General features: G+C 42.7%; 23 protein-coding genes, 1 tRNA gene and 2 pseudogenes. 15 read left to right on the plus strand and 11 right to left on the minus strand.

Features of this window, described 5'->3' with window-relative positions; all coding sequences use genetic code 11:
* Positions 1–43 precede the first annotated feature (43 nt).
* Positions 44–1,255: an NAD(P)/FAD-dependent oxidoreductase gene (locus AB6N04_RS17065; protein WP_369309414.1), complete on the minus strand. Its 1,212-nt coding sequence runs from the start codon at positions 1,253–1,255 to the stop codon at positions 44–46.
* 377 nt (positions 1,256–1,632) lie between these two features.
* On the opposite strand from AB6N04_RS17065, the gene pitA reads away from it, so the two are divergent.
* Positions 1,633–3,123, plus strand: coding sequence for an inorganic phosphate transporter PitA (gene pitA, locus AB6N04_RS17070; RefSeq protein WP_369312159.1), 1,491 nt, complete (start codon positions 1,633–1,635; stop codon positions 3,121–3,123).
* A 132-nt stretch (positions 3,124–3,255) separates the two neighbouring features.
* On the opposite strand, the gene uspB is transcribed toward pitA, so the two are convergent.
* Positions 3,256–3,591 (minus strand): universal stress protein UspB, encoded by a 336-nt coding sequence (uspB, locus tag AB6N04_RS17075; RefSeq protein ID WP_369309415.1) that lies wholly within the window; start codon positions 3,589–3,591, stop codon positions 3,256–3,258.
* 445 nt (positions 3,592–4,036) lie between these two features.
* Between uspB and uspA the strand changes: the two genes are divergently transcribed.
* Both uspA and gdhA read left to right on the plus strand, forming a co-directional pair.
* Complete coding sequence (gene uspA / locus AB6N04_RS17080; protein ID WP_369309416.1) at positions 4,037–4,471, plus strand: universal stress protein UspA; 435 nt, start codon at positions 4,037–4,039, stop codon at positions 4,469–4,471.
* Between the two features lie 268 nt (positions 4,472–4,739).
* Positions 4,740–6,074 carry an NADP-specific glutamate dehydrogenase gene (gene gdhA / locus AB6N04_RS17085; RefSeq protein ID WP_369309417.1) on the plus strand — a complete coding sequence of 445 codons (1,335 nt, stop codon included), beginning with the start codon at positions 4,740–4,742 and terminating at the stop codon, positions 6,072–6,074.
* 76 nt (positions 6,075–6,150) lie between these two features.
* On the opposite strand, the gene rsmJ is transcribed toward gdhA, so the two are convergent.
* Positions 6,151–6,927, minus strand: a complete 777-nt coding sequence (rsmJ, locus tag AB6N04_RS17090) for a 16S rRNA (guanine(1516)-N(2))-methyltransferase RsmJ (RefSeq protein ID WP_369309418.1) — start codon at positions 6,925–6,927, stop codon at positions 6,151–6,153.
* Positions 6,920–8,962 (minus strand): oligopeptidase A, encoded by a 2,043-nt coding sequence (prlC, locus tag AB6N04_RS17095; protein WP_369309419.1) that lies wholly within the window; start codon positions 8,960–8,962, stop codon positions 6,920–6,922. Before prlC ends, rsmJ begins: the two co-directional genes overlap by 8 nt.
* 311 nt (positions 8,963–9,273) lie before the next feature.
* On the opposite strand from prlC, the gene AB6N04_RS17100 reads away from it, so the two are divergent.
* The 8 genes and pseudogenes from AB6N04_RS17100 to AB6N04_RS17135 all read left to right on the plus strand — a co-directional run bounded on the left by AB6N04_RS17100 (position 9,274) and on the right by AB6N04_RS17135 (position 13,044).
* Positions 9,274–9,368 (plus strand) — tRNA-Sec (locus AB6N04_RS17100).
* Positions 9,369–9,536: 168 nt separating this feature from the next.
* A pseudogene (locus AB6N04_RS17105) lies at positions 9,537–9,626 on the plus strand (DUF4102 domain-containing protein); the annotation flags it as partial.
* Positions 9,627–9,643: 17 nt separating this feature from the next.
* Positions 9,644–10,257: pseudogene (locus AB6N04_RS17110) on the plus strand (DUF932 domain-containing protein); the annotation flags it as partial.
* Between the two features lie 99 nt (positions 10,258–10,356).
* Positions 10,357–10,755, plus strand: coding sequence for a PAAR domain-containing protein (locus AB6N04_RS17115; RefSeq protein WP_369309420.1), 399 nt, complete (start codon positions 10,357–10,359; stop codon positions 10,753–10,755).
* Positions 10,756–10,761: 6 nt separating this feature from the next.
* Positions 10,762–11,262, plus strand: a complete 501-nt coding sequence (locus AB6N04_RS17120; protein ID WP_369309421.1) for a DUF4123 domain-containing protein — start codon at positions 10,762–10,764, stop codon at positions 11,260–11,262.
* Positions 11,252–11,590 carry a hypothetical protein gene (locus tag AB6N04_RS17125; protein ID WP_369309422.1) on the plus strand — a complete coding sequence of 113 codons (339 nt, stop codon included), beginning with the start codon at positions 11,252–11,254 and terminating at the stop codon, positions 11,588–11,590. The genes AB6N04_RS17120 and AB6N04_RS17125 overlap by 11 nt, the downstream gene beginning before the upstream one ends.
* Position 11,591: 1 nt before the next feature.
* Positions 11,592–12,353: a Tox-REase-5 domain-containing protein gene (locus AB6N04_RS17130; RefSeq protein ID WP_369309423.1), complete on the plus strand. Its 762-nt coding sequence runs from the start codon at positions 11,592–11,594 to the stop codon at positions 12,351–12,353.
* A 13-nt stretch (positions 12,354–12,366) separates the two neighbouring features.
* The gene (locus AB6N04_RS17135; RefSeq protein WP_369309424.1) at positions 12,367–13,044 is read left to right on the plus strand and encodes a hypothetical protein; all 678 of its coding nucleotides are present in this window, start codon (positions 12,367–12,369) and stop codon (positions 13,042–13,044) included.
* 496 nt (positions 13,045–13,540) lie between these two features.
* On the opposite strand, the gene AB6N04_RS17140 is transcribed toward AB6N04_RS17135, so the two are convergent.
* The 7 genes from AB6N04_RS17140 to purB are packed head-to-tail and all read right to left on the minus strand — an operon-like array spanning position 13,541 to position 20,294.
* Positions 13,541–14,875 carry an MmgE/PrpD family protein gene (locus tag AB6N04_RS17140; protein ID WP_369309425.1) on the minus strand — a complete coding sequence of 445 codons (1,335 nt, stop codon included), beginning with the start codon at positions 14,873–14,875 and terminating at the stop codon, positions 13,541–13,543.
* Positions 14,872–16,035, minus strand: coding sequence for an amidohydrolase (locus AB6N04_RS17145; RefSeq protein ID WP_369309426.1), 1,164 nt, complete (start codon positions 16,033–16,035; stop codon positions 14,872–14,874). The genes AB6N04_RS17140 and AB6N04_RS17145 overlap by 4 nt, the downstream gene beginning before the upstream one ends.
* A gap of 45 nt (positions 16,036–16,080) precedes the next feature.
* Entirely contained in the window at positions 16,081–16,842 is a 762-nt protein-coding gene (locus AB6N04_RS17150) for an amino acid ABC transporter ATP-binding protein (protein WP_369309427.1), read from the minus strand.
* 9 nt (positions 16,843–16,851) lie between these two features.
* The gene (locus AB6N04_RS17155) at positions 16,852–17,523 is read right to left on the minus strand and encodes an amino acid ABC transporter permease (RefSeq protein WP_369309428.1); all 672 of its coding nucleotides are present in this window, start codon (positions 17,521–17,523) and stop codon (positions 16,852–16,854) included.
* A gap of 56 nt (positions 17,524–17,579) precedes the next feature.
* The gene (locus AB6N04_RS17160; protein ID WP_369309429.1) at positions 17,580–18,380 is read right to left on the minus strand and encodes an amino acid ABC transporter substrate-binding protein; all 801 of its coding nucleotides are present in this window, start codon (positions 18,378–18,380) and stop codon (positions 17,580–17,582) included.
* The gene (locus AB6N04_RS17165) at positions 18,377–18,916 is read right to left on the minus strand and encodes a GNAT family N-acetyltransferase (protein ID WP_369309430.1); all 540 of its coding nucleotides are present in this window, start codon (positions 18,914–18,916) and stop codon (positions 18,377–18,379) included. The genes AB6N04_RS17160 and AB6N04_RS17165 overlap by 4 nt, the downstream gene beginning before the upstream one ends.
* A 13-nt stretch (positions 18,917–18,929) precedes the next feature.
* Positions 18,930–20,294 (minus strand): adenylosuccinate lyase, encoded by a 1,365-nt coding sequence (purB, locus tag AB6N04_RS17170; RefSeq protein WP_369309431.1) that lies wholly within the window; start codon positions 20,292–20,294, stop codon positions 18,930–18,932.
* A 496-nt stretch (positions 20,295–20,790) separates the two neighbouring features.
* On the opposite strand from purB, the gene AB6N04_RS17175 reads away from it, so the two are divergent.
* From AB6N04_RS17175 to AB6N04_RS17190, 4 genes are read left to right on the plus strand one after another with little or no spacing between them, the layout of a single operon-like run.
* A complete protein-coding gene (locus AB6N04_RS17175; RefSeq protein WP_369309432.1) occupies positions 20,791–22,413 on the plus strand; it encodes an ABC transporter substrate-binding protein in 1,623 nt (540 codons plus the stop codon).
* Complete coding sequence (locus AB6N04_RS17180) at positions 22,391–23,344, plus strand: ABC transporter permease (RefSeq protein WP_369312161.1); 954 nt, start codon at positions 22,391–22,393, stop codon at positions 23,342–23,344. The genes AB6N04_RS17175 and AB6N04_RS17180 overlap by 23 nt, the downstream gene beginning before the upstream one ends.
* On the plus strand, positions 23,344–24,207 hold the full coding sequence (locus AB6N04_RS17185; RefSeq protein ID WP_369309433.1) for an ABC transporter permease: 864 nt from the start codon (positions 23,344–23,346) through the stop codon (positions 24,205–24,207). Before AB6N04_RS17180 ends, AB6N04_RS17185 begins: the two co-directional genes overlap by 1 nt.
* The gene (locus AB6N04_RS17190) at positions 24,207–25,883 is read left to right on the plus strand and encodes a dipeptide ABC transporter ATP-binding protein (protein ID WP_369309434.1); all 1,677 of its coding nucleotides are present in this window, start codon (positions 24,207–24,209) and stop codon (positions 25,881–25,883) included. Before AB6N04_RS17185 ends, AB6N04_RS17190 begins: the two co-directional genes overlap by 1 nt.
* Positions 25,884–25,928: the final 45 nt, after the last annotated feature.

Raw genomic sequence — 25,928 nt, forward strand, 5'->3', positions numbered from 1 at the left:
AAGATCTCTTTATTGTGTAATTTCACTTCATTAAAATGCGTTTTTATCTATTTTGCATAAGAATAGTTTCAGGTAAATTTTCCGCACATGCAGCGGCAGAGCTCCACGCCCACTGGAAGTTATAACCGCCTAGCCAGCCTGTCACATCCACGACTTCACCGATAAAATATAACCCTTCTGTTTTCAGTGAGCCCATTGTTTTCGACGAAATTTCATGGGTATCAACGCCGCCTAAAGTCACCTCTGCGGTGCGGTAACCTTCTGTTCCGTTGGGTTGAACTTGCCAGTTATGCAGCGTGTTATGCAAGGATTCAACTTGTGGATGGTTTAATTGCTTTAAGGGGCACTCAGGAATTTGCCCTTGGGCTTGCAGAGTTTCGATTAGCCGCTTAGGCAATAATTTTGCGAGGGTAGTTTTTAAAGATTGATTTGGGTGCTCTTGTTTTTCTTTCATGACAAACTCACCCAGTGATAGGTTCGGAAGTAAGTTAATACTCACATACTCACCGGGATTCCAGTAGCTAGATATTTGCAAAATAGCAGGACCCGAGAGGCCTCGATGGGTAAATAAAATATTTTCTTTAAAGAGTGTCCCATCTGCGGCTGTCACGGTCGCTGCCACGGAGATCCCTGAAAGGACTTGCAGAGCCTCTAACTGTGGTTTATGCAGGGTAAATGGAACAAGACCCGCTCGGGTGGGAATGATGGAGTGGCCAAATTGCTCTGCTAAACGGTAGCCGAACGGCGTAGCGCCTAAGCCCGGCATGGATAGCCCACCTGTAGCGACAACAAGTGAGCGAGCACTTACTTGATTTCCATTCACAGTGACTAAAAAGCCCTCTGGTATTTTTTCAACATAGGTAACTTCACTGCGGAGTTTTATCGAAATATTCGGTAAATTACACTCATTTTGCAGCATATCAACGATATCTTGTGCACTATTATCACAAAAAAGCTGACCCAATGTTTTCTCGTGATAAGGAATATTATATTTAGTGACCAAGTCGATAAAATCCCACTGTGTATAGCGAGCAAGTGCTGACTTACAGAAGTGGGGATTTGTCGAAATATAATGACTGTGCTCTGCATACATGTTCGTGAAATTGCAGCGTCCGCCTCCGGACATCAATATTTTTCTGCCTAATTTTTTGCCGTTATCAAGGACGAGGATATTGAGTCCGCGTTTACCTGCGAGTGAGGCACAAAATAGGCCAGCGGCACCTGCACCTAAAATAATAACGTCGATATTTTTCACGATTAGTTTCTCTATAGCTATTTGATTTTCAGCATAATTATATTATGTAGTGTGGCTATTTTACGTCATCTTGAGATGGTTGTAATGTAAAGCTTGGAACGAGATCGGATGAAAAGTGCGTAAGACGTATTATAATTAGAAAAATTCGCTCAAAAAGAACAAATAACTTTTATTTTCGGGAAATATCGTTAAAAAAGTTTCAAAATTTCAGAATAAGTTCGTTTTGGGTAATGCATTGAAATATATGGAGTAATTGCTATGAGGTGCTTTTTTGATGAGTAGTTAAATCAAAAAAAGGTTAGATTTTGCTTCCACCGCCAGCGTTTGTCACTGATAATGCGCCGCGTTCATGTCCAACATATAATGGCTTAACGTCTATGCTACATCTTTTTACAGGTTTAGAATTTCATACAGGTCTATTATTAGTTCTAGCACTGTTGTTTGTGCTGTTCTATGAGGCTATAAATGGCTTCCATGACACCGCTAATGCGGTAGCTACGGTTATTTATACCAGAGCAATGCGGGCACAGTTCGCAGTTGTCATGGCAGGAGTTTTTAACTTTTTTGGTGTCTTGCTGGGAGGGTTGAGCGTTGCCTACGCGATTGTCCACCTCTTACCAACAGACCTCTTGCTTAATGTGAGCTCCGCTCACGGCCTTGCAATGGTCTTCTCATTGCTACTGGCTGCAATTATTTGGAACCTCGGAACGTGGTACTTAGGTATCCCCGCATCCAGTTCCCATACACTGATTGGCGCTATTATCGGGGTGGGTTTAACCAACGCGATAGTGACTGATTCATCAGTAGTTGACGCCTTGAATATACCGAAAATGATCAGTATTTTCATGTCATTAATTCTTTCTCCAGCGATCGGTTTTGTGATTGCCGGTTTGATGATTTTCTTTTTGCGCCGTTATTGGAGCGGAACAAAGAAACGTCGCCGTATTCACTTAACACCAGCAGAACGTGAGAAAAAAGATGGTAAGCGTAAGCCACCATTTTGGACCCGTACCGCATTGATTTTATCCGCGGTTGGCGTCAGTTTCTCTCATGGTGCAAACGATGGTCAGAAAGGTATTGGTCTTATCATGCTTGTGCTGATTGGTGTTGCGCCAGCAGGTTTCGTCATGAACATGAACTCGAACGGTTATGATATCGCGAGAACCCATGACGCAGTGGTTCACCTGCAACAATACTATGAAACACATAAGCCTGCGTTAAATCATGCAATTGAAAATACCCCGACGGTTGCTGAAACTAGCAATGAGCCAGGAGGGGAATTCCATTGTGATAGCTCACGTACAGGTGCAATTTTAAATCAGGCTCAAACGATGTTAAACGGCATCCAGAGCTATGAAGAGTTAACGCCTGACCAACGTAACCATGCACGCCGTTTATTGATGTGTATCTCTGATACAGCAAACGCAGTGGCAAAATTACCTGAAACCAGAGCAAAAGATGCAAGCTTACTGAAAAAGCTCAGTAATGATCTGTTGTATACCGTGGAATATGCACCACTGTGGATTATCATTGCGGTTGCTTTAGCCTTGTCTTTAGGCACCATGTTCGGTTGGCAGCGTGTTGCAGTCACTATCGGTGAGAAGATTGGTAAAAAAGGCATGACCTACGCACAAGGTGTGTCTGCACAGGTAACAGCAGCAGTATCGATTGGAGTGGCGAGTTATACTGGGATGCCTGTTTCAACAACCCAAGTTTTATCTTCAGCCGTTGCTGGAACCATGGTTGTTGATGGCGGTGGTGTACAAACTAAAACAATCAAAAGTATTGCATTAGCTTGGTTACTGACCTTACCAGTATCAATTGTACTGTCTGGTGGGTTGTACTGGCTATCTTTGCTGTTTATTTAACAGTATTTCACTTGGCTTCACTGTTGTGAAGCTGTCAAAAGTGACATGAACATAGTGATATTAAAATAACAAATAGTGATGACCGTAAGGGCATCACTATTTTTTTCTCATTTTTTTCGTTAAGAAAACCCGTTATCCTGCCATTAAAAGATAAGCTAAGCTTACGATAACAAGAATGCTGAGCCGGCTTATCGTCATAAACTGCTTGCGAATCCGCTCACAACGGGCGATGACTTCAGGATCATAATGCTCAAGATACTGTTTACTATTGATGTATCGGACAAGCCGAAGTTGCTTGTTCAGTTGACCATGTGTGGTGAAAAAACCATTGCCATCAACGGATTGGTAGAGTAGCGGATCAGAATCTCGCAAAATAGACAATAAAACGCGAATTGAAGAAAAATAACGCATCATATTCAAGATGCACAAAATGCAGAGCGCCCAAAATAAAGCAATCATACTGAACATAATCCCCTCCTTAGAAACCCAGCTCACAGCACCTGTCAAAAAGGAAATACAGCAAGATATTTTATTTATACTCAGTCATTTCATTGTAGGATAAATATTTGTTTAAAAAAAGTACATCCCCCTCAAAAATATGATTACTTTTTGTTTATATTCAAAAAATACTTTATGAGTGCTTATCATTGGACATCACACTTATGTATGAAATTGTGTTGTACTTTACCCAAAGATGTGTAGCCATAACTCGAATTGTTTAGGTGAATATATTAATATTGAATGAATGATGTTATTGTTTTATAAAATGTTATATGCGCTTATGATTTTGAGATTAATCTGCTTAGATGTGATCAAAGCAACACTTAATTATCACAATTAACAGGTATAGTATTATTAAGATGTGGTGAAGGTATAACCACTGGATTAATCAGCATTCGGAAGGAGTTTACTTATGGCTTACAAACATATTCTTGTTGCGGTAGATTTATCACCTGAAAGTAAAATATTACTGGATAAGGCTGTCTCTATGGCTAAACCTTACGGTGCCAAAGTCTCCATGATCCATGTTGATGTGAACTATTCAGACCTGTACACCGGTCTTATTGATGTCAATTTAGGCGATATGCAGCAACGCATTACTGACGAAACCCGTAATGCGCTGAAAGACTTATCTGCGGGTGCAGGTTATGAAATCCAAGAAACGCTAAGTGGTAGTGGCGATCTTGGTCAAGTACTGGTTGATGCGATTAAAAAATATGACATGGACTTAGTGGTCTGTGGTCACCACCAAGATTTCTGGAGCAAACTGATGTCGTCTGCTCGTCAGTTAATCAATACAGTTCATGTGGATATGTTGATTGTCCCGCTAAATGACGACGAAGAATAATCTATCTCCCAGAATTTGAAATATTATTCACTAAAAACGCTTGCTTATGCAGGCGTTTTTTTTTGTGACAAAATATGTCATTCAGGATAGATATTGGCAGGTCAAGCATTTTTTTTTGCAATATAGTGAAAAAAAACCTTGAATTTAGAATACAAACTAATGATATATTCAATAGGCAAAACACAAATCAACCTCACATTTCCTAAAAATAATGACAAGAAAGAGTGAGGCACATCACAACAACTACACGTTAAAAAGGAAGACATAGATGACACAATCACTATCTTCATTCTTGGAGTCTGTCCAAAAAAGAGACCCTTCACAACCTGAGTTTCTACAAGCGGTGCGTGAAGTATTCACTTCCCTTTGGCCATTTCTTGAGCAAAATACAAAGTACCGCGACCAAGCACTTCTTGAGCGCTTCGTCGAGCCGGAAAGAGTGATCCAATTCCGAGTGTGTTGGATGGACGACCAAGGCAAAGTCCAAGTCAACCGCGCATGGCGTGTGCAATTTAGCTCAGCCATCGGTCCATTTAAAGGCGGTATGCGTTTCCATCCATCTGTTAACTTATCCATTCTGAAATTCCTAGGCTTCGAACAAACACTGAAAAACGCATTGACTACCTTACCGATGGGGGGAGGAAAAGGCGGTTCAGATTTCGATCCTAAAGGGAAAAGCACAGGTGAAGTGATGCGTTTCTGCCAAGCATTGATGACAGAGCTGTATCGCCACATTGGTTCAAACACTGACGTACCTGCGGGTGATATTGGTGTTGGGGCGCGTGAAGTTGGCTTTATGACAGGTATGATGAAAAAGCTGTCTAATGACACTTCTTGCGTATTTACCGGGAAAGGCTTGTCTTTCGGCGGTAGCTTAATTCGCCCTGAGGCAACCGGTTACGGCTTAGTGTATTTCACTAATGCGATGTTGCAGCGCCATGGCTTAAGCTTTGATGGTATGCGTGTTGCTGTTTCAGGTTCGGGTAACGTGGCACAGTACACCATTGAAAAATGCATGGAACTGGGGGCGAAAGTCGTTACTGCATCTGATTCTAGCGGTACTGTGGTTGATGAAGCTGGCTTTACGGCGGAAAAATTAGCGCGCTTAGAAGAAATCAAAAACAACTATGGTCGTATTGAAGAATACGCGAAAGAGTTTGGGTTAACTTACTTAGCTGGTCAGCAACCTTGGAATGTTCCGGTTGATATCGCACTGCCATGTGCAACACAAAATGAGCTGGATATTGATGCAGCGAAAGTGTTAATTAAAAATGGCGTTAAAGCGGTCGCTGAGGGCGCAAACATGCCGACGACAATCCCTGCAACAGAACTGTTCCTTGAAGCTGGCGTGTTATTTGCTCCAGGTAAAGCTGCTAACGCAGGCGGTGTGGCGACATCAGGTCTGGAAATGGCGCAGAACGCAGCTCGTCTTAGCTGGAAAGCAGAAAAAGTTGATGCGCGCTTACACCACATCATGTTGGATATTCACCACCACTGTGTTGAGTTCGGCGGTGAAGGAAAACAAACCAACTATGTTCAAGGTGCAAACATCGCAGGCTTTGTAAAAGTCGCTGATGCAATGCTTGGGCAGGGTGTGTTGTAATTCTCTGACAAAAAAACGTACGCGAAAGGGCGGCTGTAACATACTGATAATTCACCTGTACATACGCCCTTCGCCGTTACGTTCCATCGTTGTTTTTAACACACGGGTAGATATCGAATCGATGGCTTTTTGTTGTTACCGCTGACGGCGCTTTTTGTCCCGCGAGGGGCTCTGCGTAGTCAGGGCGTTTTACCACGACACGGCGTTTGGCTAAGGCAATCGCGGGCGCTAATAACGCATCTGCATCATCATCCGCTCCCACCAATGACTGAAACACCCGCATCTCTTTCTTAACTAACGCACTTTTTTGCCGATGTGGGTACATCGGGTCAAGATAGATAACATCTGGCGCAGGGGTTATTTCACTCAATGCAGTAATACTCGATGCATGGATTAGGGACATGCGTTGTTGCAGCCATGAGCCGATTTCTGCATCTTGATAACCACGCTGTAGACCATCGTCAAGCAATGCAGCGACCACAGGGTGGCGTTCTAACATGCGAACACGGCAACCAAGAGCAGCAAGCACAAACGCATCGCGACCTAACCCTGCGGTGGCATCAATTACATCAGGTAAATACGCTTTTTTGATCCCAACAGCTTTGGCAACGGCTTCACCACGCCCACCACCAAATTTGCGGCGGTGTGCCATCGCCCCAGAAACAAAATCAACAAAAATACCGCCAAGCTTAGGCTCGTCAAGTTTACGTAATTGCAGATTTTCACGGGTAAGTACCAGCGCCATTGTGGCGTCTGGCGTATGAGAAAGTTGCCATTTTTCAGAAAGTTGGGAAAGGGTGCTTTGATCAGCACCCTCCTCACAGATCAACTGGATCTTAATGTGATTAGCCATGAATACCGTAGCTCTTCAACATCGCATCGAGTTCGGGTTTGCGACCACGGAAACGTTCAAACAACGCCATTGGCTCTTCAGAACCGCCACGGCTTAAAATATTGTCAAGGAACGATTGACCAGTTTGGCGGTTAAAAATGCCTTCTTCGCTAAAGCGTGAGTAGGCGTCTGCCGCCAAGACATCAGCCCATAGATAGCTGTAGTAACCCGCTGCGTAGCCGCCTGCAAAAATATGGCTAAAGGCATGTGGGAAGCGCGCCCATTTTGGCGATGGCACCACAGCGACTTTCTCTTTAATTGCATATAACGTTGGCATAACTTGCGCACCTTTTGCAGGGTCATACTCTGCGTGTAAGGTGAAATCAAACAGACCAAATTCCAATTGACGTAGAACAAACATCGCGGATTGGTAGTTTTTCGCGGCTAACATGCTTTGTAGCATTTCTGCTGGTAATGGTTCACCCGTTTCATAGTGACCAGAAATAAATTCTAGTGCTTCAGGTTCCCAACACCAATTTTCCATAAACTGACTGGGTAATTCCACTGCATCCCATGGCACACCATTGATGCCAGCGACATCCGCGACATCAATTTGCGTCAACATATGGTGTAAGCCGTGGCCAAACTCATGGAACAGGGTGATCACTTCGTCATGAGTAAAGAGTGCGGGTTTATCGCCTAATGGTTGATTAAAGTTACATGTCAGGTAAGCCACCGGATTTTGCAACGAACCATCTTTGTGCACCATGCGACCCACACAATCATCCATCCACGCTCCGCCGCGTTTGTGTTCACGTGCATAGAGGTCAAGGTAGAAGCTACCGCGCAATGTATTGCTATCGTCATACAGTTCGAAGAAACGCACATCTTTATGCCATGTTTCCACGTCATTGCGTTCTTTGGCGGTTAAACCATAAATACGATGAACAACTTCAAACAAACCGTTTAGAACGCGCTGCTCAGGGAAGTAAGGGCGTAATTGCTCATCGCTTAATGAGAATTTATGCTGTTTTTGTTTTTCGCTGTAATAGGCCAAATCCCATGACTCTAGTGTTTCAACGCCATAGTGTTCTTTGGCGAAAGCCGTAAGTTCAGCGAGCTCATCTTTACCTTGCTGGTGGGCGCGATCAGCTAAATTATTGAGAAAACTTAAAACTTGTTCAGGCGATTCCGCCATTTTTGTTGCCAGAGATTTCTCTGCGTAGTTTTTGAACCCCAATAACTGGGCTAGCTCATGGCGTAGAGCCATTAACTCATCGATAAGCTCGCTGTTATCCCACTTACCCGCATTTGGGCCTTGGTCTGAGGCTCGAGTGCTGTATGCATGGCTCATTTCACGGCGCAACTCAGCGTTATCTGCGTAGGTCATGACGGGAAGGTAGCTTGGCATATCAAGGGTTAAGAGGTAACCTGTTTCACCTTTGGCTTCCGCCATGGCTTTAGCTGCTGCGATAGCACTTTCAGGCATCCCTGCTAATTCTTTTTCATCTTTAATCAGCTTCGTCCAGCCCATTGTCGCATCAAGTACATTATTGCTAAATTTAGAGGCTATCTCCGACAAACGTGCAACAATTTCACCATAACGTTGCTGTTTTTCAACTGGCAAACCAATGCCGGATAATTCGAAATCACGTAAGGTATTTTCGATAGATTTGCGTTGTGCTTGGCTAAGTGAATTAAATTCCGCACTTTCTTTTAAGGATTTATACGCTTGGTATAAAGGTTCGTGCTGACCCATCCAGGTACTAAATTCAGACAACAGCGGTAAACATTGTTCGTAGGCCTCACGCAGTTCAGGGCTATTCTTCACGGAGTGCAGATGACTTACTGGTGACCAGACGCGAGACAGCTTATCGCTGGCTTCTTCTAACGGCTGGCATAAGTTATCCCATGTATAGTGGTTGGTCGCATTTAGGAGATTTTCAACCGTTTGGCGATACTCGGTGAGCACGTGCTCGACAGCAGGAAAAACGTGTGCAGGTTCAATACTCGAAAAGCGGGGTAATGCAGAATCGGCTAATAATGAATTTGTCATAAAAAACATCCTGTGATTGCAGGCTTGTGCTCGTAGGCCAAGGCTTACAGTGTTGACAATAAAAGTTAAACGGCGAACTTATCCCTAAAACGGTTTATGTTATAGGGTAATAAAACCAGCACACCATTATGAATATAAGAAAGTATATGGGGGCGGATATGCAAACCTCAATATCAAGATAACGTTTTTTCTTGTCAGCACTTATCAATAAATGGGATTTTTATTAGCTTTTATCAATAAAGGTGATAGTTGTAGTTTCAATGCTTTAGAAAATAATGAATTCAGTCTATAATTACTCTCCAATCTATAGAGGAAGATCGTCGTCTCCGGTGAGGCGGCTGGACTTCAAATCCAGTTGGGGCTGCCAGCAGTCCCGGGCAGGTTCGACTCCTGTGATCTTCCGCCACTCAAGTTCAATACACCTCCGCTGAAGTCAATTAAACCCTTGAAATTAAACATATAAAAGCAATTCATCGTCAACTCAGTTCAACTGGGATCATTATAGGTAGCTGTATCTTGTACCTTTAAATTCTCATTTTTGATTGTAACAGATAGGGTTTACGGTGGTTTTGTTATGGCTCTGGGTAATATAAAAATTAAAACGGCGAAGCCGCTAGATAAGCTCTACAAACTTTCTGATTCGAAAGGGTTATATCTTCTGATAGTGGGTCGTAACGGCTTGCTTGTCAGACCCGTGTGCGAAATGCAAGCCGCCGAGAGCTACGGCTACGTCGTCATGACCAAATCTCAGGGATCCAAGTGCCTGAAATTATTCTTTTGAATAGCCACGATGGCACAAGCAGCTATTAGATGCTGCCGGGGTTATTTAGAGCAGTATGCTCGAACGGTTTAGTCTGCGGAGATACCTTTGGTGAAGTGCATGTCTCACATAAAGGCGATGTTGTCGGGAAGGCCATTGAAGGGACCTAGAGGTGCTAGAAACCTTTGAAGCTTTAGCTGAAAAGCGTGAACAGATGCAATCACTATTTTTACAGCCACCAGCACAACAAGCTTTGGCACAAGCGGCTTTAACTTATCGCTTTGGTGAGGAGCATCAACCGATTACCGAGGGGCAAGTATTACAGCCTCGCCGTTGGGAGGATAAGAAAGATGATCTCTGGACGGTATATCAGCGTTTACAGGAGAATTTAATCAAGGGAGGATTATCGGGAAAGAATGCGAAAGGTAAGCGAGCTCGAACTCGTTCGGTGAATAGTATTGATGGTAATATTAAATTGAATAAGGCGCTGTGGGTAATGACAGAAAAGATGCATGAGCATTTTTCTTTAATATAATGCAGTTAGTCGCATAAATAAGCGTAAGTTTGATTTAAGTATTGTAAGTTTGGCTTAAGTGTAAAATAATCTATCCTCAGTTATGGATGAGGATAGATTATGGCAATAGGATATTTTTTACGGGTTGGTGATAGAACCACTTGTGGAGGTCAAATACTAACGGGAGACAATACCATACAATGGTATGGTGTTGCTGGTGCTCGTGAAGGCGATATGGTCAGTTGCGGTAAACATTCAGGAGCATACCGAATTCTCGGGGGTGTAAATAGTGTATGGCTTGAAGATAGGAAACACGCTGGAACACTTGAAAGCTTTAGTTCCTGCCCTTGTCATGCACGATTTATTAATTCAATTCATGATTGCTATAGCGATGAAAGTGGGTCAGCCTCTCCAGAAACAGCTTCAGCTATCTTTCCAGTTTTAACAAATAAAATTTGTATTAGTTGCTTAATGAAAGCAGCTGAGTCTGGGCAAATGCTAGTTGTTCGAGAAGGATAATCATAAATGCATAATCTGCATCCTATTTTTAACTATTTTGAACGCTATCCTGATGCAAAGCATTATTGTTTAATCTGTGGTCTGCAATATGAACGTTACTTTGATCAAGAACTTCAGAGTCGTTATGGAACCGCAAGTCCACTCTTTAAACAACTTCCAGATTCGGAAATCGCATGGGCGGGTCCATGGCTAATTGACGTGACCAAACGAAGTGATTTCCTGACCGATTTAATTCAATTAGAAACTGAATCGCCGGCACTATCATGGCTAGTCAGTGACTCATCAATTGAGAAATTGGCGACTCACTTCTCTGAACGACTTAATGTCAGTTTGCCTGATGGTAAAACCACTTTATTTCGGTTTTATGACCCTCGCGTAACCCATTATATGCCTCAAGTTCTGACATCCGAACAATTCAATGAAATAACCACGCCACTCATTGCATGGTATTACCGTTTTGAAGGACGATTTTATGCATTACAAGGAGGCGGCTTAAATGCAGTTTAGCGAAGAACAATTAAAGAAAATTCAAAATATTGAACAGAGTCATTATGTGACTCAAGTGAGTACTGATTTTTATCAACATCATTTGGATAAACTACAGAACCTCGAAACATTGAATAAACGTTTAGAATCCGCATTTCAATATGTTCTCTCCCTCGGTTTCACTCAAGAACCGTTAATTCGGTCATTTTTATTTTACGAAGCATGTTGCCCCGGCTTTCATTTAAAACCCGAAATTAGAAATATGCTTGAGGAAAAAAATCGTGTGCCAGAGCAGCAGTATCAAGATTTTTTACGGATAGCCATGAAATTGATTGAATGGAGAACTTAGCATGCCGATTCCATTAATAGTTGCAGGTGCAGGGTTAATGACTCTGGGCGGTCTAGCCGCTGTGACACAAGAGGCCTCAAAAATCGGCTTTCCTTCTTCGTCAGGTAGTGGAGATGATGAATGGGGAGATAACACAAGTTACGGTGATAAAATTCGTGAGTATGAAAGTATAGCCATTGGTGGAATTGATGACGAAGATGTAAATGGTCGTCGAAATAGTGGACAAGGTTCGGCTACAGGAGCTGTTGCTGGCTCATCGATTGGTGTTGCTGCAATTGAAGCGAGTAAAGGGTGTAAGGATTGTCCTGCTATTCCGTACATTATTCCTCATGAAAGTAATATAACGAATACACGCTCACCAAATGCTTATGAGTATCAGGCTAGAATATGTAACACACAAATAAGAACCGTTGATACCCTAGCAGGACAACTTAAATACATTGATGAATGGGAATGCACCATTCCTGTACCAACAAGAACAAAAAATAATGTTATTTTTGATGGTTGGGTACCCAGTGAATGTAACTTTATTGAAACGAAAGATAATTATGATTTTTTCTTTAATAGTAAAGGTAAACCAAATAAATTTATGGGAGAAGATAAAAAAATACTTAAGCAAGCAACTGATCAAAATTGGTTATGTTCCAGCCAGTTTAAAAGCAGATCATTTATTGATTGGCATTTTTCACATAAAAAAATGTTTGAATTTTGTGAAGTGCTATTAGAACCACTATCACAGGTACGGACACATTACACACCATAGTTTTGAGGTAGCCATGGACTTATTAATTAAGTTAGACATCGAGCTAAATGAAGAAATATCAACTCCATCTTTAATTGATATTTTTAGTCATATGATTTTAACATGTGAATCAATTACTAATGAAAAAGAGGACTCATGGTATTTAACAGGCGATACCCTTGAAGATGCATTAAAAAAGAAAGCCTTTAATCAAAACACACCAACCAATTTATTAAAGGATATTCCTTACTTTGATTGTATGGAATCAATATGGGCTAATGAAAACAAGGCATTGAATATAAAGTATACCAGTTCTGGATTAATCTATAATCTTGAATTTGCTATTGATGATATTAACTACATCAAAAAAAATTCTGTAATAGAGGCCATAAATTATTATTTTAGTGCCTATAAAATCGTTTGTATGCGGATTGATACTAATGGATATAGGTATAATAAAAAAAATGTTTTCCCTGACAGACTCCCCGTTGGCTGGATGCTTTATCTCAATAAAAAAATAACCCAACAACAATTACCTATGGCGGCTGAACTTATTGATATTGATAATGACAAAAATAAAGGTACTTTGATTATCAGTACCGACCATGTGTTTGATGGTTCAGATAAAGCGGATATCAAAAAAGCCAATGAGATAGAGATTCAGCTAACAGCATTAGGGTTATTGCCGTTGATACGAGAAATATATAGTTAATACTGTTAAGAGGAAAGTAGTGAGTATGCAGGTAGATTATATGATTTTTTGAAACGTATAATCTACTGTGTATTATGATGGCTTATGATTACTAGATATGAGTTAGTTAAAAATATTGTTTGTGTATAATTATTAATTTAGATATGATTTTGCCTTGGGGGTGTATTTGGGGGGTAGTTATTTATCCATATTAATAATTTCCTTTTAAATCATATTATTTGTATCTATATGCGATTCCTGTGATCGCCACTCAAGTTCAATACGCCTCCGCTGAAGTCAATTAACTCCTTGAAATTCAACATATAAAAGCAATTCATCGTCAACTCAGTTCAACTGGGATCATTATAGGTAGCTGTATCTTGTACCTTTAAATTCTCATTTTTGATTGTAACAGATAGGGTTTACGGTGGTTTTGTTATGGCTCTGGGTGTAGTGGCAAACCTAATCGGTTTGCCAGCAGTCTGAGGAATGCCAAACGGCATTCCTGATATAGGGACTAATTTAACGTTGCAATGAGCTTGTTTCTAATCAATAACGCACTTTGTGGGCGATTGAACAGGCACAGTTCCAGCCACGCTTCGATCTCTTGGTAAGTGGCATTTGGCAGGCAATTTAGCCATTTTTGCTTTAAATCAACGGGTATTTTGAGAAACTGCTGGCGGTCTAAGCGGTGGCTTAGTTGGGCTGAGCCGGCGAGAAACAAGGTGACTTGATGAAAACGCTTTTCGGGGGCAAGAACGTCCGGTGGAACGCTTCTATCAGGATTGCGATTAACGCGTTGCGCCAATGCCATAATTTGCGGGTCTAACTCGGGTTGTGTGAAATCGCACAAATGCAAATCACCTTTAATTAGCATGGCTGCGATAATGTATTCAAGGCAAAAACGCGCTTCGATACCGTTTTCTGGCACTCTAATATTGGCAGCAATATCTCCCCCTAATGGAAACGCAATATCGATACGTTGAAGGTTATCAAGAAGGGCCGCCAATGGCTTTCCGCTACTTAGCCAACGTTCACGTAAAACTTGGGTTACCGCGGCAGCGGAGTGAGTGCCTGCACAGGTTGGATAAGGTTTGAACTCAAGTCCCGGAGACACAATACGCCATGGTTTTCCCCAATCTTTGGTCAGCAGTTCTGGTATGGCTTGTCGGTGACTCATGGCATCTAAAAATGCGTCAATCACGCCATTGGAACGTGATGAGAAACCACGAGATGCGAGCTGAAATGACATGACGGCAGATTGTGCTGCTAAGCCCGCATGAAGGGGTTTTACCGCTGAACCAAATTGCGCTCGCAGCGCTGTTGATTGTGTTGCTGCTAGGCCGAGCGCACAAGCCGTTGTTTCTAGATCAGCTTTGAATAAATAACACAATGCTGCGGTGGCTGCGATAGCACCTAAGCTTCCTGTTGAGTGAAAACCCAACTGGTAATGTTGGTTAGTGATTGCTAACCCTAATCTGCCAGCGACTTCGATACCAACACAATAAGCATTTAAAAATCGGTCGTTATTGATTTCGTTTTTAGCAGGGGCTAAGGCAAAGAGTGCCGGTAAAATGACCGTTGAAGGATGACCACGAAAATTTGCGTGAAAATCATCAAAGTCAAGGGCGTGACCAGCATAACCGAGTAATAGAGCGATACTACGTGGGTCGCGCTCAGGGTATAGGGTGCTTAATTGTTGCCAGCCTGCATCATTGATATGACCTTCTGTCACCGAGAGTGTGACGGCAAGGTAATCTTTGATGCCATTTTGCGCAGCTTGCTGGGCACAAAGAGACGGAGATGCCTCAAGGACTTTCTCCGCCAATACGGTGGTTAACTCGCTAATCATTGCGCCTTTCCGCTGTATTCGTTTAGTACCGTTTGCGCTAATTCGGCAAGATAACGAGCGGTGGGGTACAAGGCTTTATCATCAACACGGAATTTCGGATGGTGCAGGGCATACGGGCCACCAGAGCCGATCATCATAAACGCACCGGGTATTTTTTGTTGATAAAAAGCAAAATCTTCACCAATCGGGCTTGCTTCGACTCTTCTTGCTTCAAAACCAGATTTTTCAGCTTGGATCAATGCTAAATCTACCCATTCTTTAGTATTGACCACCGAAGGTGGACCTGGATGCCATAATAGTTCGATTTTAGCATTAAAGGTGGCGGCAATACCGTCTAAAATTTGACGTAAGCGTTGCTCAATTTGCTCTCGGGTGGCTTGTTTGAATGTGCGTACAGTACCTTCTAAATAAGCTGTATCAGGGATCACATTCCATGTACTGCCACTATGAACTTGTGTAATGGATACCACTGCGTTTTGATCAGAAGAAACATTCCTACTGATAATTGACTGTGTGGTATTAATTATCTGAGCAATGATAATAAGTGGATCATTGCCATCATGTGGTTTAGCTGCATGGGCGCCTTTTGCGGCAACTTTAATCTCGAAACGGTCAACTCCAGCAGTCAGCGCCCCTTCTTTACTTCCGATAACGCCGACTGGCAATGTAGGATCATTATGAATACCAAATATCGCAAGGGCACCGTCTAATGCGCCAGTGGCAAGTAGCGCTGGTGCGCCTTGACCTGTTTCTTCTGCGGCTTGGAAGAGAACGCGTACGGTGCCTTTTAAATTGGCGATATTTTGTTGCAGTAAAATGGCAGCGCCAAGCGCTGCGGATGCATGAAAGTCATGGCCACAAGCATGCATGACTCCTTTGTTCTCAGAGACAAAACTCACACCGGATTCTTCTTCAATCGGTAGTGCATCAATATCGGAACGTAACACAATTAAAGGACCGTCTTGTTGGCCTTTAATTTCGGCCACTAATCCCGTTGCCAGTGGGAGTGGAAGGATAGAGATCCCCGCTTCTGTTAATGCATCGCGAATACGTTGCGTTGTTTGATATTCTTGATTTGATAGTTCAGGGAATCGGTGCATTTCATGGCGAAATGCTTGAATTTTATCTGCAAGTACTTGTTCATGGCGGCTAATGTTCATTAAGTCTCTCCCAATTGAGGCGCAGGTGCCTATGGATATTTTTGGTTATATATTGAATTCGTCGATGGGTTCTATATTGGTCAATTGACGTAAAAAACGGCGCGTTTGCGGGTTTTCAGAGAAGCGAATAACGTGCTCTGCGGGCCCTTGCTCTACAATTTTCCCATCCGCCATAAAAATCACGCGATCAGCGACTTCTTTTGCAAACTCCATTTCATGGGTCACAATCACCATGGTTGTTTTTTGTTGAGCGAGGGATTTAATGACCTGAAGAACTTCGAACACTCTTTCAGGGTCGAGAGCAGAGGTTGGTTCGTCAAATAAAATGGCTAATGGTTTGACGGCAAGTGCGCGGGCGATACTCACTCGTTGTTGTTGGCCACCGGATAAAGTGGCTGGATACTTGTGACTATGTTCTGCAAGACCAACTTTATTTAATAGCGCTAAACCGATTTCATCAGCTTCGCTTTTTGCCATTTTTTTGACGGTGATTAACCCTTCCGTCACATTTTCCAGTGCCGTTTTATTTTTAAACAGGTTGTAGTTTTGAAACACCATTGCCGTTTGGCGGCGTAAGGCATAGGCTTCGCTGATGGTGTGTTTATGGGCGTCTAATATAACATCGCCAATTTGTATGGAGCCGGATTCAGGTTGCTCCAATAGATTTAAGCAGCGTAATAATGTGGATTTCCCTGAGCCTGATGGACCAATAATTGCCACCACCTCCCCTTCTTGGATATCGAGGGAAATGTTATTTAGCACGGTATTTGCGCCGAAGCTTTTGTTTAGTTGTGATACTCGGATCATCATCATTCCTTAGCGTTGCAATGATTGGCTTAAGCGTTTTTCTAGCGCCATTTGAATACGGCTGTAAATAAGTACGGTAAGCCAGTAAATGAGCCCAACAACAATAAATGTTTCGAAGTAACGTAATGATTCAGCTGCGATCATTTTGCCTTCAGCAAACAGTTCGGTGACACCAAGCGCAAAGGCTACAGAGGTATCTTTAATCAATGAAATAAAGGTATTACCAGTCGCAGGGAGTGTGTTTAGCATTGCTTGTGGCAAAATAATGCGGCGGTAAATTTGGCGCTTTTGCATACCAATCGACAAACCTGCCTCCATCTGCCCAAAGTCGACGGATGTTAATCCAGCACGATAAATTTCGGCCATATAGGCAGAATTTTTGAGGCTAAAGCCAATGATTGCTGCCGTAAACGCATCCATTCCACTAAAAATAGGAAAGGCTTGAGGTAAACCGAAATAGATAATAAACAGCTGTACCAGCGTTGGAATTCCCCGAAATAGGGAGACATATAAATCGACGATTTTAACAATCGCTTTGATACCTGTTGTGCGCAGTAGTGCAAGCGTCAATCCTAATGCCATCGCACAAGCCATTGAAACAATAGCAAGAAATAGCGTGACGGGTAGGTAGCTTAAAATTTGCGGAAAGATCCGCACAATATAGTCGAAATCTAAATTCATTCTTTATGCCTTACCATGCTTTACCAGCCCCTAAGGCTGGTAAGAGCCTAGACTAATTAGTTGGCTTTTTTAGTCGTGATGTCTTCACCAAAATATTTTTCTGATAGCGCTTTTAAACGACCATCTTGGCGTAACACATCTAACTCTTTATCAAATGCCGCTTTGAGTGCTTTGCCTTTTTCATCTTTTTGGAAAGGGAAGCCTACAGCTTCAATCACTAAAGGATCACCGACCAGTTTTAAGGGTAGGTTGTTCTCTTTGATTTCCGCTAATAAGATAGGGCGTGAGTTCACGTAAGCTTGAACACGGTTATTAATCGCATCATTCATCGCGGCATCACGGCTTTCGTAAGTTCGGATAGTGACACCATTTTCCCCAAAGGCTTTTTTCAGGTTTACCAAGTGGTTAGAACCTAAAACGCCAGCGATGGTTTTCCCCTTTAAATCATCAACCGTATTGATATCGTTATTTGAGGTATTGGTGACGAGTTGACTGCCGTAATAGCTATAAGGTGCAGTGAAATCGTATTTTTCTTGGCGAGCTGGTGTAATTGATACGACGTTTGCCACAGTATCAAGTTTTTTCGCTTCAAGTTGCCCCATTAAGCCACTGAAATCAGATGTGACCCAGACAATGTTATAATTGAGGTCTTTGGCGATGGTTTCTGCCAGTTCAACATCAAAGCCTGTGAGTTTGCCGTCTTTTTTATAGGCACTTGGGAAGCTGAGCCCCGTAGCACCAATGCGCAACTCTTGACTGGATTGTTTTTCAGGCGTTTTTTCAGTTTTGTTATCACAAGCAGTCAGCAAAGTCGTTGCCGCGACGAGACCTGCAATCAGCGTAATATATTTTTTCATCGTGTTTTCTCCGGTTGATTAGAAATAGCTAACCATTGTGTATAACGTTGTTGATCAATGATTTTTTGCATAAAAATAGTCGTATGACCTTTGCCTAAGTCTCTTTTCTCAATGATTTGAAAGTTCAAAGATTGGTAGTAACTCACCAACCAAGGATGGCTTTCGGCAGTGCCTAGCGAATAAGCGGGAGCACGTAATTGTTGTGATAAAATGCTATCTTCAAACCAGGCCAATATTTTTTTACCCAATTGTTGGCCTCGGTGTGTAGGGGCTGTAGCAAACCAGCCAATATGAGGTAAACCAAACGGACCGGGTTGCTTGCTCCATGGGTAACGTAAAGTGACAGAGGCAATTAAAATACCGTCTTCAAACATCCCATATACGGCATGGTTATTGAGATGTTGAGTCATGGCGGCTACGTCAGCCGTTGCTGCATCGAAGCGAATACCTAACTGCTTGATTTCGGCATAAGCATGATGAAGCAATTGGTAAAACGCAGTTGCATCGGCAGCAAATAATTGACGGTATTGATACATGGTGACCTCGTTCTTATTCTGCTAATAAACCGAGTGCTTTCGCTTGGTGAATCACTTGGTCAACCTTTTGAGGCGCTGAGCCCAAATAGTTAATTGGATCTAACCATGCATCCAGTTCTTGCTCAGAAATCAAGCCTGCTAACTGAGCATTATTTTGCAAAACGGCTTTAAATGAACGCTGTTCCTCATAAGATTGCATTGCGCACTCATACACAATGTGGTGCGCGGTTTGTTTGCCAATTTTAGAGCCTAATTCGAACATCACTTTTTCAGACAGTAATAAGCCACCTTGCAGATCAAGGTTTCGGCGCATTTGTTTTTCGTTGACAGTGATCCCGTCGATAACCGCGATAGCGTTTTTCAATTGCGCAGAAAGGTAGATACAAATTTCAGGCAATGCTATCCACTCTGCACGCCAACTCATGGCATCTCTTTCATGTTCAACATGCATGGATTCATAAATGAGAGAGACGCTCTTTAATAATGGATGCGTCAAACTGGCTAATCCCTCCAACGCCGCAGGATTACGTTTATGAGGCATAGTTGTCGAACCAATTTTCCCAGCAGAAAATGGCTCTTCGATTTCATTAATTTCGGTGCGCATCAGGTTGTATAATTCGTTTCCGATTTTGCCGAGGGTGCCACTGATTAATGCACAAATAGAGGCAAACTCACTGAACCTATCTCGCGCAGATTGCCAACCAATAGTGGGAGTGCTTAACCCTAAAATATCTAATGTGCGTTTTTCGACAGCAGGGCCTTTTTCGCCAAATGCAGCATAAGTACAGATTGCGCCACTAATATTTCCGGTTAATACACGTGATTTAATTTCATTTAGGCGCTGGTTATGACGCAAAAATTCATCTAACCAAACCGCGACTTTAAAACCAAAGGTCGTTGGAAGTGCTTGCATTCCATGGGTTCTGCCAACCATCGGGGTGTATTGGTAACGCTTTGCACTATTTGCAAGGGCGATAACTAATGCTTTTGCATCACGCTCAATAATGTTAAATGCGCTATTGAGTTGTAACATGGTGGCGGTATCCACGATGTCTTGTGTGGTTACGCCATAATGAATGTACTCGCCAGCATCGCCACATTGTTTTTGCAATGCGCTTAACGTAGGCATCAAAGAGTGCTTCATTTGCGCCCCTTGGCTTGCAATTTCTTCAATGTTTAGCTTATCTGCATCTGCATGCTGCTCGATATATTGCGCGGCTTGGGCAGGGATCACCCCCAGTTCACCTTCTGCTTTAGCGAGTGCGACCTCGACAGCGACTTGGCTTTTTAGCCGATTATGTTCAGACCAAACATGACGCATTTCCTCGGTGCCAAAGTTATTACCAATTAATATAAAGTCGATAAGATGTGAGGCCATTTTGTTCTGCCTTATAACTAAATTTATTTAACAAGATGATTTTTTCATAAAATATCATTGTGGTTATAAAACGATAAGAATTAAAAAATATAAGTTATATTGAATAGGTAATTATCAAATGAGTGAATATAAATAAAGATTTTTATTGTGGTTTTGTTTTTTTAAAAATGCTTATTTATCAAATGGTAATGACTTTATTGATGCATTTTGGTTTTTTCTTGAGAATTGCGATTAGCGATAGAAATACAAGTTTATTCAATGGCGAATTTAATATATAACCATTTTTCTAGCACGGTAATAAATGGTTATAAGTTTCTATTTCATTATGTTAGTGCATTAATTTAACCATAAATTAAGAGTGGATAAATATATTTAATATTCATCTTATAATTAAATTAAATAACTCAGTTTTTTTTATTCTTTCTCTCTTTAATTTCCACTTCATAGAGTAGAGCTAACGCACGTTATGTGGCGATCATATGAAAAGGGATAAAGAATGAGTAAACGAAATACCTATTTTGAAAAGTCAAACACCAGCGTTTTAACCGTGGTGACCATTGCGTTAGGTTTATTCGCAACGTCTTCAAGTTTTGCCGTATCTGAAAGCCCTGTGAGTGGTGGAACCTTAACCGTGGGGTTAGGCAGTGACACCCCCATTATTGACCCCTCATTGACGGCGTATTCGGTTGCCGCAGTGGTATCCCGTAATGTGCTAGATTCATTAGTTGGGCAAGCGGAGGATAATAGTTTTACCCCTTGGTTAGCCGAAAGTTGGGAAATTAACGATAACAATAAAGAATATGTGTTTCATTTACGTAAAGATGTTACGTTCAGTGATGGCACACCACTAAATGCAGAAGCGGTTAAATATAACTTTGAGCGGATCTTAGATCCTAAAACCATTTCCCATTATTCAAAATCATTATTAGGTCCAGTTAAATCGATAACTACGCCGGATGAATACACTGTCGTTATTCGCTATGACGAATCATTTGCGCCGTTACTGCAAGGTTTAAGTTTGCCATATCTTGGCATTCAGTCACCAACCTATTTGAAAAACACCCCAAATACCAGCTTCACTTTAGTGGGGTCCGGTCCATTTCTGTTAGATTCATTTGTTAAGGGAAGCGGCAGTAAATTAACCAAGCGCGCCGATTATAATTGGGGACCTGGTTATGCGACCCATACAGGCCCTGCGTATTTGGATCATATTGAATTTAAATATTTACCAGAAGCATCTGTTCGTTTAGGGGCGCTAAATAGTGGTCAAATTCAAGCAATTGATGCTGTTCCGCCAGTGAACTTTAAGCAAGTGAAAAATAACCCTAAATTGAATGTGATCACCCATGAGAATCCCGGTGTTAACCGCGTATTGTATTTGAATACTGGGAAAGGGGTCTTTTCAGATGTGAAATTACGTAAGGCTTTTCAAAGTGCAGTTGACCCCGAAGTCGCGGTAAATGCAGCCTTCTTTGGTTCGCTGCGCGCCGCCGATAATGTGTTAGGACCCGCTACGCTGTATTACGACCCATCAGTACGTAATTTATGGGGCTATGACCCAGAAAAAGCGGGACGTTTGTTAGATGAAGCGGGCTGGAGCCAGCGAGATAAAGACGGTTATCGCACAAAGGATGGTCAGCAACTGCTTGTTCGCTTTACCTATGTACCGACGAACGTAGAAGCGGCGGATGTCACTTTATTCCAAGCGGTTCAGCAGCAAGTTAAAAAAGTAGGTTTTAATCTCCAGTTTGATCCTGTAGATGCGGGCGTATTTGATGAGCGAACGGCTTCAAGCAACTATGATATTGCATCAAACTTCTTTGTGCGCCCTGAGCCCGACATTTTACGCACCGTATTTCATTCCGCATTTACGCCACCACAGGGTAATAACCATGCTCGCGTGAATACACTTGATAAGCAATTGTCAGAGGCGGTCGGCACCAATGATAAAGAGCGTGAGCGCTTATATCATGAGATCCAACGTCAAATTATTGATCAGGCTTATGTCGTGCCACTTTACATTCCAGCGTATCAGCTTGGAGTTTCTAAACAAGTTCAGGGTATTAACTGGGCGACTAATGCGAAGCCGAATTTCTATGATGCTTGGATTAAACCGTAATTTCCGGTTAGTTGGTCATCGTATATTGATGATCGTTGCCGTGCTTTGGGGGGCGGCAACCCTCTCATTTATGGTGGTAAAGTTTATACCGGGCGATCCTGTTAGCGTCATAACGGGTGGTGAAGGGGTCGTTGATGAAGCGGTCAGAGCTGAGATTATTCATCAATTTGGGTTGGATAAACCAGTGTGGCAGCAATATATCAATTATACCACACATGCATTGACGGGGGATCTAGGTCAAAGCTATCTATATCGCCAGCCTGTTATTTCAGTGATCGGTAATGGGTTAAAAGAGACGCTGCCTTTAGCGTTGGGTGGGTTGGGTTTTGCGTTAGTGGTTTCGATTATTAATGCCGTTTTCACCGCAGGGCGTCGGCATCAAGCAAAAGATCTGATTGTTGGTTTAGAGCTTATTTTGCTCAGTACACCGGTGTATTGGATCGGTATTTTGCTGCTCAGTATTTTTAGTTTTTCGTTGCAGTGGTTTCCGGTTACGGGAAACGATGGTGTGATGTCATTGGTATTGCCTGTGATCACCCTGAGTTTGCCTTTAATTGCAGTGTTAAGTCAGGTTCTACGTGATGGCATGGAAGAAGCGTTAGCTCAGCCTTTTGCCACGACGGTTAGGACACGAGGTGTCAGTGAGTTTATGTTACGGGCTCGCCATATTTTGCGACATGCCGCATTGGCGATATCAACCTTAACGGGCACATTGTTAGCGTCAGTACTGGCTGGTTCTGTATTGACGGAGACGGTTTTTGGTCGAGCGGGTATTGGTCAAATCATGTTAGGAGCGATTGAAAACCGGGATATGCCGTTGGTACTTGGGCTGGTGATGTTTTCTGCTTTTTTATTTGTTGTGATTAATTTATTGATTGATGGCCTTTATGTGTTAATCGACCCTCGCTTACGTAAACAGGAGGCTATCTGATGAGCAGTGATTTGTTTGGGCTCAATATCTCACGACCACAGGTTATTCCCCAGTTTGTGGTGAAATATCGCGGTTTATTTTTACCTAGTATCGTATTAGCGGTATTGTTGTTCGCAGTATTTTTTCCCGCTTGGTTTACTCACTATGCACCCGATGAGGTTGATTTAACGGCGATTTTGCAACCGCCTAGTACAGAACATTGGTTTGGTACCGATCAACTCGGTAGGGATGTATATACGCGAGTGGTGTATGGCACCTCGTTATCACTTAGCATTGGCTTAGGTGCTACGTTAATTGCATGTTTAGGTGGGATATTATTAGGCAATGCGGCAGTGTTAGCGCCGCGGTTTATCCGTACACCGTTAGTACGTTTGCTTGATATCATGTTGGCCTTTCCTGATTTATTGCTGGCGTTATTAGTGATCGCAGTATTAGGGCGTGGACCTGAGAATACTTTGCTGGCGGTAGGGATAGCGGCGATCGCGGGGTATGCCCGGCTAGTCCGCTCACAGGTGCTATTGGTTAAATCCTCGGGTTATGTTGAGCATGCCATTGCTCTTGGGGCGTCGTCGGGGCGCATTATTTTTCGACATATTGTGCCTAATACCCTGCGCCCTTTACTCATATTAGCCACTATTGGTGTGGGTCATGCGGTGTTAGCCGCTTCGGCCTTGAGTTTCTTGGGGTTGGGTGTCACACCGCCGACGGCGGAATGGGGAGCTTTGCTCGCGGATGGTCGAAATTATTTAGACAGTGCACCATGGATAAGCTTAATGCCAGCCTCCGTAATTGCATTGTCAGTGATCACCATTACATTAATGGGCAGACGCATACAGCGATTGATTGCGCGAGGTGAATTTTAATGAGTCCTAAAATAACAGAGCATGGTCAACCTGTTTTGCAAGTTGAAGATCTGCATGTACGCTTTTTATCTCAACATGGGTCTTTTCAGGCTGTTGCTGGCGTATCCTTTACATTACACGCAGGTGAAATTATTGCATTGGTTGGTGAGTCGGGTTCAGGGAAATCTGTCACCGCACGCACGTTAGTCGGTCTGACTGGTGATAATGCAGAAATTTCTGCCAAGCGCTTAGCGCTGTGCCATACCGATCAACACGGGAGCAGTCGGGAAATTGATTTACGCCACCAAAGTCAATCTGATTGGCGCAAAATACGTGGGCGAGAAATTGGTTTTGTCTTACAAGATGCCCTGACATCTTTAGATCCTCTGCGCAAAATAGGCCAAGAGATAGCGGAGCCATTGTTGACTCACCGATTGGTTTCTCGCCGTGAAATCCCAGAAAAAGTGAATACCTTACTGAAGCTGGTCGGGATACCCGATCCGATTAATCGTTCACAAATGTATCCTCATGAATTATCAGGAGGATTACGCCAAAGGGCGTTGATCGCATCTGCTCTAGCGGGGCAACCTCGTGTATTAATTGCAGATGAACCAACGACAGCGCTAGATGCCACTATCCAAAAGCAGATATTAGAAGAATTCAAATCATTAGCCCGTTTAGGAATTGGTATTTTATTAATTACTCACGATTTATCAGTCGTCGCTGATATTGCTGATCGAGTGATTGTGATGCAAAACGGGCGACCGAGAGAAAGTGGGGATATTTATCAGGTGCTTAAATCACCAAAAGATCCTTATACGGTAAAACTATTGGCCTCTGTGCCCACCCGACACTCACGAGGAACTTGGTTGACAGGGCGTGACCCATTAGCAAATTGGTCAGGTCCCAAAGCCATATCATCAGTGAGTACACTATCTGACACGGTGTTAGCGGTTGATCATGTTTCTCGCGCTTTTCGATTACCGGATGGGCAGAAATTGCAGGCGGTTGATAATATTTCCTTAACCCTTAAAAGAGGGGAAACGCTGGGAATTGTGGGAGAGTCAGGATCAGGTAAAACAACATTAGGCAAACTGATCTTAGCACTACAAGCCCCCGATGAGGGTTATATTAAGTTACTAAACCAACCGTGGAGCACGCTAAAAGAGCGTCAGCGCAGAGCCCTTCGCCCGCGTATTCAAACGATTGTGCAAGATCCATTAAGTTCTTTCGACCCACAACATACGGTCGAGCAAATACTGTTGCAGCCACTTGATCTGCACTCGACACTCTCTGCGCCCCAGAAGCAACAGCGAATGAATGAGTTATTATCTTTAGTCTCTCTCGATAGTCAGTTATTGAAACGCAGACCCTCTTCCCTTTCTGGTGGGCAGCGGCAACGTATCTCGATTGCTCAAGCATTGGCCTGTGAACCCGATATTCTTGTTTGTGATGAACCTGTCTCCGCTCTGGATGTAACGACTCAAGCTCAAGTGTTGGATCTATTGTTTTCATTACAGCAAAAATTGGGGTTGGCAATGGTGTTTATCTCTCATGATTTGGGGGTGGTACAGCATATTAGCCATCGCATTGTCATATTGAAGTCAGGGAAAATTGTGGAAATGGGCAATGTTGATCAGATTTTTACGCAACCACAGCACCCTTATACTCAATTGCTTTTATCGAGTACACCGTAACAGCCCGATCTTCAAGGGGGAGGATGCCCGAGTCAGTGTATTATA

The organism is Providencia rettgeri (assembly GCF_041075285.1).
Lineage (GTDB): Bacteria > Pseudomonadota > Gammaproteobacteria > Enterobacterales > Enterobacteriaceae > Providencia > Providencia rettgeri_G.

Bases quoted from the DNA above. Each gene is read 5' to 3' on its own strand.
- prlC (WP_369309419.1), bottom strand. From the start codon at position 8,962: ATGACAAATTCATTATTAGCCGATTCTGCATTACCCCGCTTTTCGAGT.
- uspA (WP_369309416.1), top strand. From the start codon at position 4,037: ATGGCTTACAAACATATTCTTGTTGCGGTAGATTTATCACCTGAAAGT.
- AB6N04_RS17180 (WP_369312161.1), top strand. From the start codon at position 22,391: ATGATGCTTGGATTAAACCGTAATTTCCGGTTAGTTGGTCATCGTATA.
- AB6N04_RS17135 (WP_369309424.1), top strand. From the start codon at position 12,367: ATGGACTTATTAATTAAGTTAGACATCGAGCTAAATGAAGAAATATCA.
- AB6N04_RS17140 (WP_369309425.1), bottom strand. From the start codon at position 14,875: ATGATTAGCGAGTTAACCACCGTATTGGCGGAGAAAGTCCTTGAGGCA.
- purB (WP_369309431.1), bottom strand. From the start codon at position 20,294: ATGGCCTCACATCTTATCGACTTTATATTAATTGGTAATAACTTTGGC.
- AB6N04_RS17130 (WP_369309423.1), top strand. From the start codon at position 11,592: ATGCCGATTCCATTAATAGTTGCAGGTGCAGGGTTAATGACTCTGGGC.
- AB6N04_RS17120 (WP_369309421.1), top strand. From the start codon at position 10,762: ATGCATAATCTGCATCCTATTTTTAACTATTTTGAACGCTATCCTGAT.
- gdhA (WP_369309417.1), top strand. From the start codon at position 4,740: ATGACACAATCACTATCTTCATTCTTGGAGTCTGTCCAAAAAAGAGAC.
- AB6N04_RS17125 (WP_369309422.1), top strand. From the start codon at position 11,252: ATGCAGTTTAGCGAAGAACAATTAAAGAAAATTCAAAATATTGAACAG.
- rsmJ (WP_369309418.1), bottom strand. From the start codon at position 6,927: ATGGCTAATCACATTAAGATCCAGTTGATCTGTGAGGAGGGTGCTGAT.
- AB6N04_RS17175 (WP_369309432.1), top strand. From the start codon at position 20,791: ATGAGTAAACGAAATACCTATTTTGAAAAGTCAAACACCAGCGTTTTA.
- AB6N04_RS17190 (WP_369309434.1), top strand. From the start codon at position 24,207: ATGAGTCCTAAAATAACAGAGCATGGTCAACCTGTTTTGCAAGTTGAA.
- AB6N04_RS17185 (WP_369309433.1), top strand. From the start codon at position 23,344: ATGAGCAGTGATTTGTTTGGGCTCAATATCTCACGACCACAGGTTATT.
- AB6N04_RS17160 (WP_369309429.1), bottom strand. From the start codon at position 18,380: ATGAAAAAATATATTACGCTGATTGCAGGTCTCGTCGCGGCAACGACT.
- AB6N04_RS17155 (WP_369309428.1), bottom strand. From the start codon at position 17,523: ATGAATTTAGATTTCGACTATATTGTGCGGATCTTTCCGCAAATTTTA.
- AB6N04_RS17165 (WP_369309430.1), bottom strand. From the start codon at position 18,916: ATGTATCAATACCGTCAATTATTTGCTGCCGATGCAACTGCGTTTTAC.
- AB6N04_RS17150 (WP_369309427.1), bottom strand. From the start codon at position 16,842: ATGATCCGAGTATCACAACTAAACAAAAGCTTCGGCGCAAATACCGTG.
- pitA (WP_369312159.1), top strand. From the start codon at position 1,633: ATGCTACATCTTTTTACAGGTTTAGAATTTCATACAGGTCTATTATTA.
- AB6N04_RS17145 (WP_369309426.1), bottom strand. From the start codon at position 16,035: ATGAACATTAGCCGCCATGAACAAGTACTTGCAGATAAAATTCAAGCA.
- AB6N04_RS17115 (WP_369309420.1), top strand. From the start codon at position 10,357: ATGGCAATAGGATATTTTTTACGGGTTGGTGATAGAACCACTTGTGGA.
- uspB (WP_369309415.1), bottom strand. From the start codon at position 3,591: ATGTTCAGTATGATTGCTTTATTTTGGGCGCTCTGCATTTTGTGCATC.